Source organism: Enterococcus sp. LJL98 (assembly GCF_054871745.1).
This window is the reverse complement of sequence record NZ_JBTXLU010000004.1, coordinates 163,157-180,741: the sequence shown is the minus strand read 5'-3', so window position 1 is coordinate 180,741 and position 17,585 is coordinate 163,157. Positions and strand designations below refer to the sequence as shown.

At 34.7% G+C, this 17,585-nt stretch carries 12 protein-coding genes and 1 pseudogene; 11 read left to right on the top strand and 2 right to left on the bottom strand.

Going from position 1 to position 17,585, the window contains the following annotated elements; translation table 11 throughout:
- Positions 1–140, top strand: a pseudogene (locus ACYSNO_RS05330) (carbohydrate ABC transporter permease); the annotation flags it as partial.
- Between the two features lie 81 nt (positions 141–221).
- Positions 222–1,883, top strand: coding sequence for an extracellular solute-binding protein (locus ACYSNO_RS05325; RefSeq protein WP_461730042.1), 1,662 nt, complete (start codon positions 222–224; stop codon positions 1,881–1,883).
- Between the two features lie 55 nt (positions 1,884–1,938).
- Here the strand turns inward: ACYSNO_RS05325 and ACYSNO_RS05320 are convergent, their stop codons facing one another.
- Positions 1,939–3,552, bottom strand: coding sequence for a sensor histidine kinase (locus ACYSNO_RS05320; RefSeq protein ID WP_461730041.1), 1,614 nt, complete (start codon positions 3,550–3,552; stop codon positions 1,939–1,941).
- A complete protein-coding gene (locus tag ACYSNO_RS05315) occupies positions 3,524–4,261 on the bottom strand; it encodes a response regulator transcription factor (RefSeq protein WP_461730040.1) in 738 nt (245 codons plus the stop codon). Before ACYSNO_RS05315 ends, ACYSNO_RS05320 begins: the two co-directional genes overlap by 29 nt.
- Positions 4,262–4,457: 196 nt before the next feature.
- Here ACYSNO_RS05315 and ACYSNO_RS05310 point away from each other — a divergent pair, with 196 nt between their 5' ends.
- From ACYSNO_RS05310 to ACYSNO_RS05270, 9 genes are all read left to right on the top strand, one after another.
- Complete coding sequence (locus tag ACYSNO_RS05310; RefSeq protein WP_461730039.1) at positions 4,458–5,999, top strand: family 20 glycosylhydrolase; 1,542 nt, start codon at positions 4,458–4,460, stop codon at positions 5,997–5,999.
- Positions 6,000–6,022: 23 nt separating this feature from the next.
- Positions 6,023–7,582 carry a sensor histidine kinase gene (locus tag ACYSNO_RS05305; RefSeq protein WP_461730038.1) on the top strand — a complete coding sequence of 520 codons (1,560 nt, stop codon included), beginning with the start codon at positions 6,023–6,025 and terminating at the stop codon, positions 7,580–7,582.
- A 20-nt stretch (positions 7,583–7,602) separates the two neighbouring features.
- Positions 7,603–8,331 carry a response regulator transcription factor gene (locus tag ACYSNO_RS05300; RefSeq protein WP_461730037.1) on the top strand — a complete coding sequence of 243 codons (729 nt, stop codon included), beginning with the start codon at positions 7,603–7,605 and terminating at the stop codon, positions 8,329–8,331.
- A 246-nt stretch (positions 8,332–8,577) separates the two neighbouring features.
- The gene (locus ACYSNO_RS05295; protein WP_461730048.1) at positions 8,578–9,459 is read left to right on the top strand and encodes an ABC transporter permease; all 882 of its coding nucleotides are present in this window, start codon (positions 8,578–8,580) and stop codon (positions 9,457–9,459) included.
- A gap of 17 nt (positions 9,460–9,476) precedes the next feature.
- The gene (locus ACYSNO_RS05290; RefSeq protein WP_461730036.1) at positions 9,477–10,388 is read left to right on the top strand and encodes a carbohydrate ABC transporter permease; all 912 of its coding nucleotides are present in this window, start codon (positions 9,477–9,479) and stop codon (positions 10,386–10,388) included.
- 12 nt (positions 10,389–10,400) lie between these two features.
- The gene (locus ACYSNO_RS05285) at positions 10,401–11,870 is read left to right on the top strand and encodes an ABC transporter substrate-binding protein (protein WP_461730035.1); all 1,470 of its coding nucleotides are present in this window, start codon (positions 10,401–10,403) and stop codon (positions 11,868–11,870) included.
- 129 nt (positions 11,871–11,999) lie between these two features.
- Positions 12,000–12,620, top strand: a complete 621-nt coding sequence (locus ACYSNO_RS05280; protein ID WP_461730034.1) for a DUF624 domain-containing protein — start codon at positions 12,000–12,002, stop codon at positions 12,618–12,620.
- Complete coding sequence (locus ACYSNO_RS05275) at positions 12,601–14,511, top strand: family 20 glycosylhydrolase (RefSeq protein ID WP_461730033.1); 1,911 nt, start codon at positions 12,601–12,603, stop codon at positions 14,509–14,511. The genes ACYSNO_RS05280 and ACYSNO_RS05275 overlap by 20 nt, the downstream gene beginning before the upstream one ends.
- A 31-nt stretch (positions 14,512–14,542) precedes the next feature.
- The gene (locus ACYSNO_RS05270; protein WP_461730032.1) at positions 14,543–17,497 is read left to right on the top strand and encodes a glycoside hydrolase family 2 TIM barrel-domain containing protein; all 2,955 of its coding nucleotides are present in this window, start codon (positions 14,543–14,545) and stop codon (positions 17,495–17,497) included.
- Positions 17,498–17,585: the final 88 nt, after the last annotated feature.

Below are 17,585 nucleotides of genomic sequence, written 5' to 3'. Positions count from 1 at the left end.
TAATGTATTCCAAACAACAATTGGCAGCCGTTATTAAATACGGTGTCATGATTGTATCTACTTTACCAGTCATTGTGGTTTATCCATTCCTACAAAAATACTTTGTAAAAGGAATGATGGTTGGTTCCGTAAAAGGTTAGTCAATCTATATTTATTTTCTATTGGTTTAAAACGGCATTTGCCGATTTAATGATAAAATTTGTTTCGAAGGGGAGAAAGAGATGAAGAAAACAAAAGTATTAGTCGGACTACTCGCATGTGGTGTATTATTAGCAGCTTGTGGTAGCAACGGAAAAACAGATGGTAGCGGTAGCGCCGATAAAGGTTCCGATGCAAGTGGTGTAGAATTAGGGACCGTTGGGGAATTCCCAGTTGTCAAAGAAAAATTAAAAATGACCATGATGGGTCCTGGTACAGGGATGGCAGAATGGAAAGATATGCCTGTCTTCCAAACGATGGCAGAAAAAACAAACATTGATTTAAGCTTTACGACACCACCAACAGCTGACTTTGCAACAAAATTAAACTTAGCTTTTGCTTCAGGTGATTTACCAGATATTTTATTTGGAACCGATACAAACTCCTTAACACCTGCCATGGAAATGGATTACGGTAGTCAAGGAATCTTAGTACCGTTAGAAGACTTAATTCAAGAAAACATGCCAAACTTTAGCAAAATCTTGGAAGAAAATCCTGATATTGCAAAATCGATTACTACACCAGATGGTCACATTTACTCCTTACCGATGATTCACCGTGGAGAAACAGCAATTTGGCCGCGTGGACCACTATGGTATAACGGCGACTGGTTAAAAGCATTAAATGTAACGGAATTACCAAAAACAACCGATGAATTTTATGACTTACTCGTTCGTTTCCGTGATGAAGATCCAAATGGGAACGGCAAGAAAGATGAAATCCCATTGACTGATGTTAAGATGGATTCTACACGTCCATGGTTGATGTCTGCATTTGGAATTACAGACCGTACCATTGAAGAAATTGATGGAAAAGTTGTGTATACACCAATTACTGAAAACTATAAAGAATTCGTGACTTACATGAATAAATTATATTCTGAAAAATTATTAGACCAAGAGGTTTATTCACAAGCCGATGAGCAAAAGAAAGCCAAAGGTCAAAACAATCAGCTTGGGTTATTCCCAGATTGGTTCTCATTCTTTACAACTGGTAAAAATGAAAAAGAATCAACCGGTGAATTAATGTTCTACCCATTAACATCAGATATTAATCCTGATCGTGTAGCGCCAGCAAGTACACGTATGGGTCGTGCAACTTTTGCGATTACAAGCAAGAACCCATCACCTGCAGCGGCATTACGTTGGGTTGACTACTTCTACTCTCCAGAAGGAAGTGACTTCTTAAGTGTTGGTCCTGAAGGTGCATTCTGGGAGTATGCAGAAAATGACAAGGGTGAAACGGTACGTATCTTTACAGAAGGTGTCGATAAAGAAAATACCGAAGAATCACGTGCGAAGATTACACCAAACTACGGAATTACTGTACCAACGATGTCATTCCCAGATTCAAAAGATCAATATCCATCAATTATTGCAAATCCAAATGATGAAGTTGATACAACTTTCCCTGATTTCTTAGCAAGAGAAACGCAAGAAAAAATCGAACCATTTGCCAAAGTAACTTTCCCACTCTTATACTTAACGACAGAAGAGTCTGAAAAAGTTCGTGACACAGCGACTGACTTAAGTACTTATGTGGAACAAATGGAAGCGAAATTTATTACCGGGGTTGAGCCACTTGAAAACTGGGATAAATACGTGAAAACAATTGAAGGTATGGGCGTGGAAGATTACGTAGCAACTTACCAACAAGCATACGATCGTTGGGCAAGTGCAGAATAATTTAAGGTCAATCAAAAAGAAGGAGCAGTGACTAAAAGTCACGGCCCTTCTTTTTTTAGGCTATCAGGGGGAGGGTGATGGTTACGATGGTTCCAAACCCTTCTTCACTATCAAAAACAAGTCCATATGCTGGTCCAAAATAAAATTTGATTCGTTGGTCGACATTTCGCAAACCATACCCCGTGGTTTTATGGATAAAGATTTCTGAAAGTTTGGCTAGATCAAACCCGATACCATTGTCGGCTACTTTGATTGAGAAATGTTGATGATCCTCACGTTGAATGGTCAAAATTAATTTATGGTCGGCCTTATCTTGATCAAAACCATGCTCAATTGCATTTTCTACAATTGGTTGTAAGAGAAGGTGGATAATTGGTGCAGATAGGAGCGATTCATCGACATCATAAAACACACCAAATCGATTCGGTTGTAAAAAAAGTTGTAAATCGATATAAGTTTTGACATTATCCAGCTCATCTCGTAAAGAAATTTCATTCTTTCCGCGATTGAGAGTGGTACGATAATATTTTGAAAGCAACTGAATCGCATAGCTAATTTCGACTTGATCGGACATGACTGCTCGCCAATTGATGGCAGAAAGCGTGTTATAGAGAAAATGAGCATTGATTTGATTGATCATCGCATGGTACTCACGGTCCTTAGTCTCTAATTGCTGTTGGTAGTTTTCGGTTTGTAGTCGTAAGACCATTTCAAGCATTTCACCGATTTCATTACTGACTTCAAAAAATTCATCTTGTTGATCAAAAGAGGGTTCTTGTTCAGCCGTTTTTTGGAGAGCAAGTGAGACACGTTGCTTCAGATAAGTAATCTCCTGTCCAATATTTCTTGCGAAGAACTGTGTAAAGTAATAGGCAATCACCAAGGCGAGTAAGATAGCACTAATGGTGAGTAAAAGAATCCCTGTCTGGGTAGCAGGTAATGGCGCCATACTTAAAAAAAGCGTCCAATTTGTATTTGGGATGGTCGCTTGATCTTTTTGTAGCACTTGAACCGATTCTCCTGGAAAAAGTTGTTGTTTGCCATCAAATACAGCACCTAGCGTCCGACCATCCTCTGCATAAAAAATAGGAAAAAAGTTCTTTTTATTCACGGTCAGTAAGACAAAGGTTTCAAAACCACTTGCACTTGGAAAGCCACCAAAAATACCCAGGGTATCCTCATCTAATTCCAACCATAGATTATTGTTTGGAGCGAGTTCTTTCAAATTCACCTGATATTTTTCCATGTCGCTTAAAGTAAAAATGTTCATTCGTTGTTCACTATAGGTCGAATTTGTGAAAAAGAGGATGTCATCAATCGCTGGATTGGTCGCTCGGATGTAGTTCACCGTGGGATCGAAGGTATCACGAAAGAAAAGGTAACGATCAAACATCGAGACATTATTGGCATACCAAGCACTTTGAAAGGCATTGTTTTCTGTAAAAAGGCCCAGCGAGTGGCGAAAGGCATCGACATGACTCGTAATATTGCGTTCCGTTTGTAACAGTAAATCTTTTCGAGCTTCCTTTTGAACGACATTCATAAGCGTTTGGGTCTGAAAAGAAATAATCATGGCCAATAAGAGTAGTGGACCAAGGCTCGTTAAGATAAAGGCTTGAAAGAGTTTGTCTTTAAATGATTTAGGACGGAGTAACTTCTTTGGTCGCATGGTTAACGATTCCTTCCCGATAAGCTGAAGGCGTCATCTCAAATGTATTTTTAAAGAGTCGGTTAAAATAGGAAGGGTTATCAAATCCAATATACTTTGCAATATCGATGACTTTCATATTGGAGTTTTTCAATAAAGCACAAGCTCTTTCAAGTCGAAAATGATTCAGATATTTATTTAACCCAATACCCATTTCTTTTTTAAATAAAATACTTAGGTAGTTTGAAGATAAGAACACGCGGTCAGCCAACTCCTCTAAAGTGAGTTCTTTATGAAATTCTTGGTGTATAATCTCAAGTACTTTATCAATCGTAGGTTCTTCGCATAAAGGATGGGTACCAATCATTGTTTCGAATATTTGATTGACACAAGCCATAAATTCAATCGGATCGATGGGTTTTAGTAAATAATCAAGGACATTTGACTTTAATAATTCTCGCGCATAGGTAAAGTCATCGTAACCGCTTAAGACAAGAATACGAATGTCTTGATTAAATTCGCGCACTTGTGTAATTAAATCGACCCCATTCATGAGTGGCATTTTAATATCTGTAATGAGTAAAGAAAAAGGGTGGGTTTTAATGGCTTGTAATGCTTCCAGCCCATTGCTGCATTCCTCGATTTGTAAATCATAGGACTGCTTTTCCAATAAGAAGCGGATACCTTGTCGTTCGAGTTGGTTGTCATCGACAATTAAAATTTTCGTCACGTGAAGACCTCCTATAGTATTGATTTTTCTGTTCTTATTATAACATGGAAAACGCTTTATAATCAGAAGGTTAAAAGGAAGAAAATTACTTTTGAATCTATAATAAATGCTATTTCCGATAGAAAATTCAACATTTATTTTTAAAAGACTATGCTATTCTAAAGGTAAAAGCGTACTTATTGGAGGGAAATACTAAGTGAAAGAAGAATATAGAAGTTTGGTTGTTCCATTTTTACAAAGATATACAGTTGAGGAAGATGCGAATTTTTGGGAGCTCTCCTTAGATACGAGAATAATTTGTGATGAAAAAAGCATGAAATTTATAGAACGGATAGAAGAAATATTAATGATTTCTGGGATCGATTCAGCAATTGATACGTCTTTAGAAGTAGCAACCATGAAAGATTCAATCGTTTCAGATAAGGATATTACGATTTTTTTAGTTGAATCAAACGGTGTTACCACTTTAAGTTCGAGTGCCGAAAGTTATCGAATAACGATTGGAAAAACGGGAGTCTGTATTTACCTATCAACAATTGAAACGCTTCTTCCTGTTTTTTATACTTTAAAACAACTTTGGGTCAAGTTGGGAAATCGTCTGCTTGTAGGTGAAATTATTGACTATCCTGATTTAAAGGAACGCCGACTCCACATCGATATTGGAAGGAAGTATTTTTCTAAGGATTGGATTATAAAACAAATTCAGCACCTTTCAGAATTAAAAATGAACACCTTACAACTTCATTTTTCTGAAAATAAAGGATTCCGAATAGAGAGTACCATTGCCCCGGGAATTGTTTCTCGAGATGGCTTTTTAACAAAAAAAGAAGTAAAAGAAATTTTATTATCCGCTAAAAAATATGGTGTTCAAATTATTCCTTCATTAGATACACCCGGTCATGTAGAACATATATTGAAGACTTATCCAAATTTAGGACAAGAAGGAATAAATGGGGAATTGAGTAAAGTCGCTTTAGATATCACAAGTGAGAAATCATTGGCTTTTATAAAAAAATTATATAGTGAATATATGGAGCTATTCTCAGAGTGTCAGTTCTTTCATATTGGAGCAGATGAATATATGGAATTTGACCGAGCACCATTTACGACTGTTTACCAACCTGTTTTAAATAATTTTGCGAAAGAAAAATGGGGAACTTCTTATGGTTGGAAAGATGTAGTTGCTAACTATGTAAATCAAGTGGCCGAGCACGTCTATAAAAATGGTTTTATCCCTCGAGTTTGGAATGATGGTGTTTACTATGATGAAAAAGAGATTTATGAACCTAGACAAAAAATTGAATTAGAACCATATATTACAGTTGATTTTTGGTCTCAGATGGGGTGGAATCCTAGCGTAGCAGAACTTGATACTTTTTTCCAAAGAGGGATTAAAGAAGTGTATAATGTAAATGCTAGTTTCTTTTATTATGTTTTAAGACCAGATAAACCAACAGACGGTCGTCTTAGTCATTCTTTTGATTTTTTAGAACAAGATCGCCGAATCTATGAAGATTGGCATGCCGGTCTGTTTGAAAGTAATGAGATACCCAATCGAGATTCAAGAATTGGTGGTGCGAGTTTAGCGATTTGGTGTGATCAGCCAGAAATTGCTTCGGAAGAAAGAATCGCCTTAGATATCTCTAACGAATTAGTTTCTTTTGCTACAAAAACATGGAATGGAGAGTCAAATTATATACAGTCATTTAAAGATTTTAAGAAAGCATTTCTTTCTTAAAATCATTTGGGAGGAAAGAGAAAATGGGGAATGATATTAAGCAGATATTGATGCGGTATTTTACTTTGATGGCGTTATTTTTTGCAGTAATTATTCTTTTGTTTTCTTTTTTCTTTTATTATTTAAATCAAACCAATAAACTTTCGAAGAAAACAGAGAATATTGAAAACATAATGAACTTTTTAGATTCTGCTGAGGAGCAAGCAAAAATGCAAATGGATTACTTGTATGATGATTTTTTCTTTCGTGAAAATTTCTCAGCTTACCTCACTTTACCACCTCATGAATATGTCAAACAAAATTTGAATCAGGGAGTTTCTTCTAGTTATATTGAAGAAACTTTTCAAGGAATGTTGAACAATTCGAATATGTTAATTGCAGTGACGACATACGTGGATAGCGAACGACTTTTTCAATTACAAAAAAAACCGAAAAATAGAACTTGGCTGCTTACAAAAAATATTAGTTTTTTATTAAAACAACAAGAAGATAAAAATGTGACAGCCTATTTATATTTTGACTTAAGTAGTTTGTTTTTAAAAGTAACAAACGATTCCTATCATTATGTGCTCCGTAATATGGATAATGATGTGAGTTTAGGATTCTTTGATAAAGAAGCGTATCGTTACGTTGAGACCATTGAATATAACAATATTCGAATTATGGTCTATGAGAATAAAGCAAATAATTTCACGATTATTAGCAAAATTCTTATTACTGCTTTAGGACTGATTTTTTTATTTCTAATTGCAATCTGGGTGTCATTACAAGTTGTTTTTAAAAGTTATCTGCAACAGTATCATGCAATTATGGAAAAACTAAGAAACAATTCATCGAAAACGACGGATTTTGAAATCATAGAAATTACAGGAAAAAAAGGTGATTTGCAACGAATTGCTCAGGAAATCAATGAATCTATTATTGAAAGAGAGGAATTGATAAAGTCAGAGTATCAAAATTTATTATTAAAAGAACGAGTTGAGTTATCAAATTTACAGCATCAAATTGATCCCCATTTTCTATTTAACAATTTAGAATTTGTACGAATGAAAGCTTTCTTAAAGAATGAATATGAGATTAGCCAATTTATTTTTGAGGTGAGTCAGCTTTATCGATCGAGTTTAAGTAAATCTGGAGTTATTACTTTAGATGAAGAAATAATAATGATTCAAAGTTATTTAAATATTTATAAGACAAGAGGTGACGGTAATTTTAAATTTCTCATTAAAAATGAAATTCAATCATTGGAAATACCCAAGTTTGCTTTACAACCATTTGCAGAAAATTATATCAAATATGGTTTACAAGCGAATCAAAAAAATTATCTCTTTATTCGTTGTGTAGAAACATCAACGTCATATATTTTTAGTTTTATTGATAACGGACTCGGAACGACAGAGAAGACGATTATGGAAATTTATCAGAAAATTGAAGAGAAGAATCATTTGGAAAAGAGCATTGGTATTGCGAATTCGATTAAACGGTTGAAGCTTTTTTATAAAACAAGAGTGGATTATGAGGTGAAAAATATCCCTCAAAGGGGTTTCTTAATTCGAATTGTTGTTTATAAAAATTCGGTATAAAAAAGAAAGGTTGGCAATCAATGAAAAAAGTAGTAATTCTAGATGATGAAAAAATAATTGTGGATGGGTTAAGTTACTTTTTAGAACAACGATTTTCTCGGGAGTTAACAATTGTTCGAACCTACCAACACGCGGAAGAAGCTATTGTTGATTTGGAAAATCTAACATTTGATGTTTTGATTACGGATATTTGTATGTTAGATATGACAGGATTGGAATTGATTAAATCTTTGAAACAAAACAAGGATTTTGAGTCGATTATCATCAGTGCCTATCATAATTTTGATTATGCTCAAAAAAGTATTGATCTTGGTGTTCGAACTTATTTAACTAAACCAATTGATTTTGAAAAATTGTCTGAGGTCCTCTCTAAAATTCTACTGGAGAAAAAGAAAAATAACTTACCAGAACACCTAAATGAAACTTATTCTCCGGTTATTAATCAGCTGTTACAGAGAATAAAAGAAAATTACCATCAAGATTTACAATTAAGCACACTCGCAGAGGAACTACATTACAATCCAGCATATTTAGGTCAATTGTTTCATAAAGAAGTGAAAAAAAATTTTAATACATATGTTATTCAACGAAGGTTGAAAGAATCAAAGTTACTGTTGACTCGTACGTCACTGAGTATTGATGAAATTAGTAATGAGGTAGGATTCAAAAATCCAGCTTACTTTATCCAAATGTTCAAGAGAAATTTTGGAACAACTCCCTTACAATATCGAAAATTATGGTTAAAATGAAAAGCTATTTTTGATAGCTTTTTTATTTTTGACAGACAACTATAATTTGTTTTATTTCTTCTATATTATGTAAGTTTTTTTTTGAGAGAGTTCCTTGTATAGTAATTATTGTAAGCGCGAACAATAAAGAGAGGAGTTGTTTTAATGGAAAGTACAATAAACGTTGCTACAAAAGATAAAAAAGCACTATCGAGCAAAAAGAAAAGTTTTTTTAAGAAAGTGAAGGAAAATCGTGCGCTATTATTGATGTTGTTGCCGGGGGCGCTATGGCTACTGATTTTTTGTTATGTCCCAATGTTTGGGATTGTGATTGCCTTTAAAGATTATCGAATTTCACCAGATGGTTTCTTTAGTAGTCTAATCAATAGTCCCTGGGTGGGGTTTGAGAATTTTAAGTTTTTATTTGCTTCACAAGATGCATGGGTTATTACTAGAAATACTGTTTTGTATAATGTAGCAGGTATTATACTCAGTACATTACTTACGGTAACTTTTGCTATTATCTTAAGCCAGATTTCAAGTAAAAAATTTATTAAGCGTCTGCAAACAGTTGTTATTTTTCCTAATTTTTTATCATGGGTCGTTATTAGTTATTTTGCGTATGCTTTTTTAAGTACAGATAAAGGTGTTTTCAATAGTATTTTGCAATTCTTTAATTTAGAAGCCATTAATTGGTATAGCGAACCAAAGTACTGGCCTTTTATTCTTGTTTTTACTAGCCTTTGGAAAGGTGTAGGCTATGGTTCAATTATTTATTACGCATCCATTATGGGGATAGATACGACCTATTATGAAGCTGCTTTGGTTGATGGGGCAACGAAATGGCAACAAATCCGCCACGTGACCTTGCCCCATTTACGGTCAATTATTGTGATTATGTTAATTCTATCAGTTGGTAGTATTTTTCGGGCAGACTTCGGTTTATTTTATCAATTACCGAGAAATTCTGGTGCACTGACCAACGTAACAAATGTCTTAGATACTTATGTATATCGTAGCATGATGAACAATGGAGATATTGGCATGTCGACAGCGGCAGGACTCTATCAGTCGTTTGTAGGTTTTATTTTAATCCTAGTAACAAACAAAGTAGTAGATAAAATTGATCCTAGTTCAGCATTATTTTAAAGAAGGGAGGTTCATCAATGATTTCAGATTTAAAACAACAAATGTATTTTCCAAAAAAAATTGAGTGGCTATTTAAGATTTTGCTTATTGTATTTGCTATTAGTTGTATTTTCCCTTTCGTCTTTGTAGTTATTATCTCTTTAACAGATGAAAAATCGCTCGCCTTAAATGGCTATCAGCTATTGCCTAAAGAGTGGAGCACCGAAGCCTATCGATTTATTTTTAGTGAAGGGAGTCAGTTAGTGACTTCTTTAGGTGTCACATTAATGATTACCGTTATCGGTACAGTAATCGCAGTATTGATGACAGGTACTTATTCTTATGTTTTGTCGAGAAATAGCTTTCCATTCAGAAAGTTTTTCACTTTTTATTTGTTTTTTACTATGCTTTTTGCAGGAGGAATGGTCCCTTCATACTTAGTTATGACAAAAATGCTAGGGTTAAAAAATACAATCTGGGCATTAATTTTACCGTTAGCCTTTAGCCCGTACAACGTTATTGTCTTACGGACGTTCTTTAAAAAATCGATTCCCGAATCAATTATTGAATCTGCAAAAATGGATGGTGCAAGTGAAATGAGGGTGTTTTTTCAAATCGTTTTACCACTAGCATTACCTGGTGTAGCGACAATCGGTTTGTTTGCATCTTTGGGGTATTGGAATGACTGGTTTAATGCGTTACTTTACATTGATAACAATAAATTATTACCCCTGCAGTATTTATTGATGAAAATTCAAAATACAATCGATTTCATGGCGAGAAATACGGACATGACATTAGCACAACAACAATCGATTCAAAATAGTTTGCCTCAAGAATCAATTCGGATGGCAATGGTTGTTGTTGCAACAGTACCAATTGCTATTGTTTATCCATTTTTCCAAAAATATTTTGTTCAAGGTTTGACCATAGGTGGCGTAAAAGAATAGGAGGAATTATTAATGAATAAATGGAAGAAAACAATTTTAGCAGGAATGGTTTTATTATCAACAACGTTATTGGCAGCATGTGGATCAAGTCAGAAAAATGAGGGGAAAGTAATAGGAGAAGAAGCTGTTGAAAAAGTTATTTGGTATCAGGTAGGAGAAGAGCCAAAAGATTTTGATCAAGTGATGGAAAAAGTTAATGAGAAGATGAAAGAAGACATTGGATTAGAACTTGATATGCGATTAATCCCTGATGGTGATTATCAACAAAAAATTGGGGTTATGATTAATTCAGGTGAGGAATATGATATTGCTTTTATTAACGGAAGTGACTATGTAAATTACGGAAATAAGGAAGCTTTCTTAGATTTGATGCCATACTTAGATAAGGAGTTAAAAGAAGCAACGGACCGCTTGAATGATGGATTTATTAAAGGTGCTTCCATGGGAGATAAGTTATATGCCTTTCCAGTGAACAATGCTCTTGCAACAACAGAATACTGGGTTTTTAATAAAGAATTAGTTGATAAATATGACTTAGATGTTGAGAACGTTCAAACCTTGCAAGATCTTGCACCAGTTTTAGAAAAATTTGCTGAAAAAAATGATGATCCGTCGATTACGCCAATCGGAATGACTCAAACAAGTATTTATGCACCATATGATTTTATTAATGGTCAAACATTAGGCGTTCCTTTTGAAGGAAATTCAAATGAAATTATGAATGTCTATGAATCTGAAGAGATGAAAAATAATATGAAAACGATGCATGAATACTACCAAAAAGGCTACATTTTGAAAGATGCAGCAACTATTACTTCGAATCCTTTTCCACTTGATGGTGGGAATTGGTTAGTCAAACGTGAATCTGGTGGTGATGAGACGTCAATTAAGAATGCGCTTGTAAATTTAGCTAAACAAGATTTAATTTTGAAGCCACTTAATAATGCATATAAAACAACAGGCTTTGCTCGTGTTGGGATGCATGCGATTTCTGCATCGAGCAAGAAGCAAGAAGAGGCAATGAAATTAATGAATTATGTTAATACGGATAAAGAAGTTGCTGATTTACTTGTTTATGGAATTGAAGGGCAACATTATGATCGAAATGAAGATGGTTCGATTACAATGACAAACACAAAAGATTATTATCAAGGTGCTTGGGCGTTATTAGATTGTTACTTAATCTCAAGTACGACACCGGTGACGGATGAAAGTGAGAAAAATGCAAAAATTGCGCAAGATTTCCAATCAGATGCTCCAGAATCTCCAATCTTAGGTTTTTCTTTTGACTCTTCCAATTTCCGGACAGAGATGGCGAGTATTAGTAGTATTTTAGATCAATATTTGCCATCACTTAAAACAGGAACGATGGATCCGGAAAAAGTTTTACCTGAAATGTTAGATAAAATTGACAAAGCAGGAAATCCTCGTATGCAAGAAGAAGCACAACGCCAATATGAAGAGTGGCTAAAAAATAAATAAGAAAAAATATTGCAGTCGCTAAGTGTATGATTTTCCTAGAGAAGTATAGAAGGATTGATTCTTTCGACTTGTAATCTGGGGGAGCTACTTAGCGATTGTTTTTTGTCATGAATCGAAAGGGGAATGTAAATGAAAGATAACAAGTGGAGTCGGTTCTTTGATACGGTATTTAAAATATTAATTTTAAATTTTTTAACGTTTCTATGTAGCTTGTTGGGTGTGCTTGTGTTCGGTTTTTTCCCATCCATAGCAGCCTTGTCAGTCACTCTAAAAAAAAGTAAGGAAAGTCATTGGAAAGAATTGATGGTTTTATTTTGGAAAACATATAAAAAATATTTCTTGAAAGCGAATGCTAAAGGTGGATTGTTGAGTGGAGTCGGTTTTTACTTATTATTAAATACAAAGATATGTTTTCAACTAACACCATTAATTTTTACAGTATTTGGCATATTTTCCTTTTTGTCCTTTCTATTTTGTATCGCTTTAATGTTCAATTATTTATTGTTAATTGAAGAATGGGAAAATTCATCTTCACTTAAACACTTGCTACAATATACAATTTATTCCTTTCCAACAAATTTATTGCAGATGTTGCTGGTTAGCCTATTCATTGTCCTGTGTCCTTTATTTCCAGCAATCATCTTATTTGGAGGCGTTGTTCTTATAAATAGAGGATGTTTATATCTAATGAATAGGGGTTTACTACGTTTACAATCAGAGGAGATTGCACATGAAATTTCAAATAAGTAAGGAGCAACAAGAGGTATTAAATCTTTTCAAAAAGAAAAAGCTGGGTACATGTATCTTTGACGACAAGATCAATCTGGTCTCTGAAAAGATTACTTCAGAAAATCAAATTGTTTCGGTTCGAATAGAAAATGGGACAGTAACGATTCAATACACAGCAGATGTTTTATTCTATCGAGGACTATTTACTTTATATCCGAGATTACTCGAGAGTGGACAAGAGCAAATCAAGGAAGAGACAACGATTCAAGAAGTGGCTGTCTCACTTGATTTCTCTCGTAACGCAGTGATGAAGACAGAAAAAATAGAAGAGTTTTTGATGTATCTTGCAGCAGTAGGGGTTAACACTTTGTATCTTTATACAGAAGATACTTATGAAGTGAAAGAGGAAAGCTATTTTGGCTATTTACGTGGCGGTTACTCTGCAGATGAGATTAGAAAAATTGTAGAGTATGCGACTCATATGGGAATTGAAGTTGTTCCGGCAATTCAGACACTGGCTCATTTAACTCAGTTTTTAAAGTGGCCATCTACTTTTGAAATGAAAGAAGATGCCCACACGTTATTGATTGATGAAGAACGTAGTTACCAAACAATAAAAAGAATGATTGACTCTTGTAAAGAAATGTATCAGTCGAATCGTATTCATTTAGGAATGGATGAAGCTTATCAAGCTGGGTTGGTAAGATATCTTGATATCCATGGCTACACCCCTCGAGTAGAGCTGATATTAAAACATTTGAAACGAGTAATACAGTTAACGGAAGACGTAGGCCTAAAACCAATGATTTGGAGTGATTTTGTTTATAAAGTGTTAGATCAAACGAAAACAGGCCGTCTCTATAATCCGGATGCTCAGATGGATCCGAGTTATATTCAAGAGTATCCAAAGCATTTAACTTATGTTCATTGGGATTACGGTTGTGAAGATATTGAACAATACAAAAGAGTGATGCGTAACCATTTAAGTTTTTGTAACAAAGAGAATTATATGTTAGCAACTGGAGCGCATATTTTTGGAAAGATTGCACCTAATCATGGAAAATCAATTAATACGATGATTGCAGGGATTAAGGCTTGTCGAGATTTGGGGCTAGGACGCACGATGTTAACTACTTGGGGAGACGATGGACAGGAGACGGAACATTTACATGCTCTAATTAGCATGTATTATTACTGTGAAGCTATATATGGTTCCACAATTACGTCCTCACAAATTCGCCGTTCACTCGACTTCTTGATTGGAGAAGGAACATATACTTTTTTATACGAATTGACTTATTTTGATGAAGTTTTTGGCATGTTAAAAAATAATCCTATGATGGGAAATATTAGCAAATCTATTTTATGGCAAGATCCGTTGTTAGGAATTTATGATGCCCATATTTACTTGTATGAAGAAAAATTTCATCACACTCTCGGAAACTATTACGAAAAATTAGCAAAAAAAATTGAAGCGATGCCATTGGAAAACATTGGAATTATAAACAGGGTTCAAGAACGTTACCTTTGTCTTGCACAAGTATTGGCATTAAAGGCGACGCTAGGGGTAGATTTACAACAAGCATACTTAACGAAAGATGTGTTCGAGCTAAAGAAAATTCAAACAATCAGAATCGAAAAATTAATTGAAAAGTACACGCAATTACAAACACTTCATGAAGAGATTTGGGATTACTATTACAAAGCGAATGGTTGGGAAGTACTAGAAAGAAGGTATGCAGCAAGCATTTCGCGTCTAAAAACAACAAGCAGAAAAATTCAACGATATTTAGACTTCGGAGTAGGGCTTGAGGAATTACAAGAAAAGAAGCAGCTGTTTTGTCAAGTTTCCCATCCTGTTGATTTTTCAGGTTTCAATTATGACGATACAGCTAGTAGCGGGTATCATTAGAACTCATTAAGTATACTAGCGAGGTGAAAAAATGTTCCAAAATAAATATTATCAAGATTTGTCTGTTATAGAAGTGAATACTGCACCATTAAGAAATTATTATGTTCCTTTTTCAACAAAAAAAGCAGCAATTCTATCCGAAAACCGGCAAGAATCAGATCGTTTTATGCTTTTAGACGGTCAGTGGGATTTTGATTTTTATTCTTCAATTCATGAGATTCCAGTTGATTTTATGCAAATCCCACTATTAGATTTGCATAAAAAAATATCTGTACCAAGCTGTATTCAAAATCAAGGGTATGATGCTCATCAATATGTAAATGTGAGTTTTCCAATTCCTTATGACCCACCCTATACACCTTTTAATAATCCATGTGGAATTTATCGTCGAACGTTTGAACCCTCTTTGCTCGAAGACCAAGCTTATTATTTAAATTTTGAGGGAGTAGACTCAAATATGTATGTTTGGGTGAATGAACATTTCGTAGGTTATGATCAAGTCACTCACTCTAATTCGGAGTTTGATATTTCATCCTATCTTAGAGATGGAGAAAATCAAATCACAGTTCTCGTGATGAAATGGTGCGTCGGAACATATTTTGAAGATCAAGATAAGTTTCGAACAACAGGAATTATACGTTCGGTTTATATAATTCAAAGAGAAATTGAAGGGCTATGGGATTATAAAATTGAGACTCCAATTGATATTTCTAAAAAAAGTGGTGTGTTGAAGTTTAAAACGGATTATCAAGGGGAGATGAGTTATACTTTACTCTCTCCAAATGGTGAGGTGTTAAAAGAAGGTGCTACTGTCGGATCATTTGAACTGGAGATAAGGAATTGTCATTATTGGACAGCAGAAACGCCCTCGTTGTATTCTCTTATTATTGAAGCGAAAGGTGAATTTATTCGTGAGAAAGTTGGTTTTCGAGCGTTTACAATCGCCAATCGAGTACTGTACTTAAATGGTCAACCTATTAAAATTTATGGAGTGAATCATCATGACTCTCATCCTGATGTCGGCCCATCAATGTTAAAAGAAGATTATCGTGTGGAAATGGATAAGATGAAAGCATTAAATATGAATGCTATTCGAACAGCTCACTATCCGAAGTCACCGGAATTTTACGAACTAGCTGATGAGATGGGTTTTTATGTATTGAGTGAAGCAGATATCGAATCACACGGAGTGGTAAATTTATTCGGTGAGAGTGCAGATTATAATTTAATGGCGCGAGATGAAATGTTCGGAAAAATTATCGAAGATCGTGTGCTTCGCTCTATAATCCCTTTCCAAAATCGGCCATCAATTTTTATGTGGTCTATGCAAAATGAGTCTGGGTACGGAATTAATTATGAAAAAGCACAAGCGAGAGTAAGAGAACTAGATGATACTCGTCTTATTCACAATGAACGTGCAGCTGAACCAGATATATCTAGAAAAAATGATTTTTCTTGTTTAGATGTGGTTAGTCGAATGTATTCCCCGCTAAGAGACATTATCCGTTATTGTGAAGGAAATACGATAAATAAACCATTTTTGCAATGTGAATATGCCCATGCTATGGGAAATGGACCAGGAGACTTAGCAGACTACTTTGATTTGATGGAAAAATATCCAAGTTTTATTGGTGGGTTTGTTTGGGAATGGGCAGATCACGCTATGTATTATGATAACGATAAAGGAGAACGTGTTTTGGGTTATGGTGGAGACTTTGGTGAAAGTTTACATGATTCAAACTTTTGTGTAGATGGCTTGCTGTTTCCTGATCGACGACTGACGAGTAGTGCCATCGAGTATCGAAACATTCATTCGCCGATTCAATTAAAAATAGATGAAGAAAATCGAATAGTTCTCCGTAATATTCAATCCTTTTTGACGGGAAGTGAGTTTAATGCAACTTTGAGTGTGTCAATAAATGGTGAAAAAAGTCAAGAGCTATTCTTAGATTTGAGCGAGCTAGGACCGTTATCAAAAATGATCGTTCCTTGTGTACTCCCACAAACGACAGAAATGGACTATGTGACGGTTGATTTTGTATTATTGAATCAATCTGGAGACGAAATTGCACATCAGCAAAAAATGATTCAAGAAGGAAAAAAAGTGAGTGGTCAGCTATATTCGCCATCAATAGGAATGCCCATTCTCTTAGAACAAAAAAAAGATCTATATGTCCTATCAAATCCTCATTTCACCTATTTTTTTGACTCTCGAACAGGGACATTCGAGCAAATGATTGTTGAAGGTGAAGTATTACTCGTTGAACCTAGTAAATTATCTATTTGGCGTGCACCAACAGATAATGATCGTAATATTGCTAATGAATGGCGTGAAGCAGGATATGAATCGGCAGTCTGGAACCTGCTTGAATTTTCTTTTGAACAAAATGAAAATGGCGTTACATTTCATGGGCATTATCATTTAGGGCAACCCAAAACTCAAAACATCTTGACTTTAGATTTGACGGTTTCAGTCCATAATGCTGGAGAAATCGTGTACGAATTTAAAGTCATAAAAGGAATGAATTTGCCCGATTTTCCACGTTTTGGGATAGTTTTTCCACTCAATAAGCAGTTTAATCAAGTCGATTATCTAGGATATGGACCGTATGATAGTTACGTTGATAAACATCATGCAAGCTATTTTGGCAAGCATAATCAAGAAATCAGCGAATTATTTGAAAATTATCTAAAACCACAGGAAAATGGGAATCATTGGAAGACAATCGAGGTAAAAGTGAAGGGGAATCAAACATGTGAAATTACAAGTCAAGAAACGTTTAACTTTAGCTTTATTCCTTATTCATCGGAAGAATTAAGCATAGCTAGACATTCTTATGATTTGCCGGAAGTGATAGGACATTATTTGACAATTGATTACAAGCAAAATGGGATTGGTTCGAATAGTTGCGGCCCTTATTTACTCGAAAAATATCGTTTTAGTGATCAAATTTTTGATTGGAATTTTAAACTATCATTTAAATAAAATAAACGCTTTATGCTTTTATGATGTATGGAATAGGTGGTTATTTCAACTTGCCAAAACAGACCCTTGTCTATTAAACGATTAGGAG

Coding starts and splice junctions, on each gene's coding strand:
- ACYSNO_RS05325 (WP_461730042.1), top strand. CDS start 222: ATGAAGAAAACAAAAGTATTAGTCGGACTACTCGCATGTGGTGTATTA.
- ACYSNO_RS05320 (WP_461730041.1), bottom strand. CDS start 3,552: ATGCGACCAAAGAAGTTACTCCGTCCTAAATCATTTAAAGACAAACTC.
- ACYSNO_RS05305 (WP_461730038.1), top strand. CDS start 6,023: ATGGGGAATGATATTAAGCAGATATTGATGCGGTATTTTACTTTGATG.
- ACYSNO_RS05300 (WP_461730037.1), top strand. CDS start 7,603: ATGAAAAAAGTAGTAATTCTAGATGATGAAAAAATAATTGTGGATGGG.
- ACYSNO_RS05295 (WP_461730048.1), top strand. CDS start 8,578: ATGTTGTTGCCGGGGGCGCTATGGCTACTGATTTTTTGTTATGTCCCA.
- ACYSNO_RS05290 (WP_461730036.1), top strand. CDS start 9,477: ATGATTTCAGATTTAAAACAACAAATGTATTTTCCAAAAAAAATTGAG.
- ACYSNO_RS05285 (WP_461730035.1), top strand. CDS start 10,401: ATGAATAAATGGAAGAAAACAATTTTAGCAGGAATGGTTTTATTATCA.
- ACYSNO_RS05280 (WP_461730034.1), top strand. CDS start 12,000: ATGAAAGATAACAAGTGGAGTCGGTTCTTTGATACGGTATTTAAAATA.
- ACYSNO_RS05275 (WP_461730033.1), top strand. CDS start 12,601: ATGAAATTTCAAATAAGTAAGGAGCAACAAGAGGTATTAAATCTTTTC.
- ACYSNO_RS05270 (WP_461730032.1), top strand. CDS start 14,543: ATGTTCCAAAATAAATATTATCAAGATTTGTCTGTTATAGAAGTGAAT.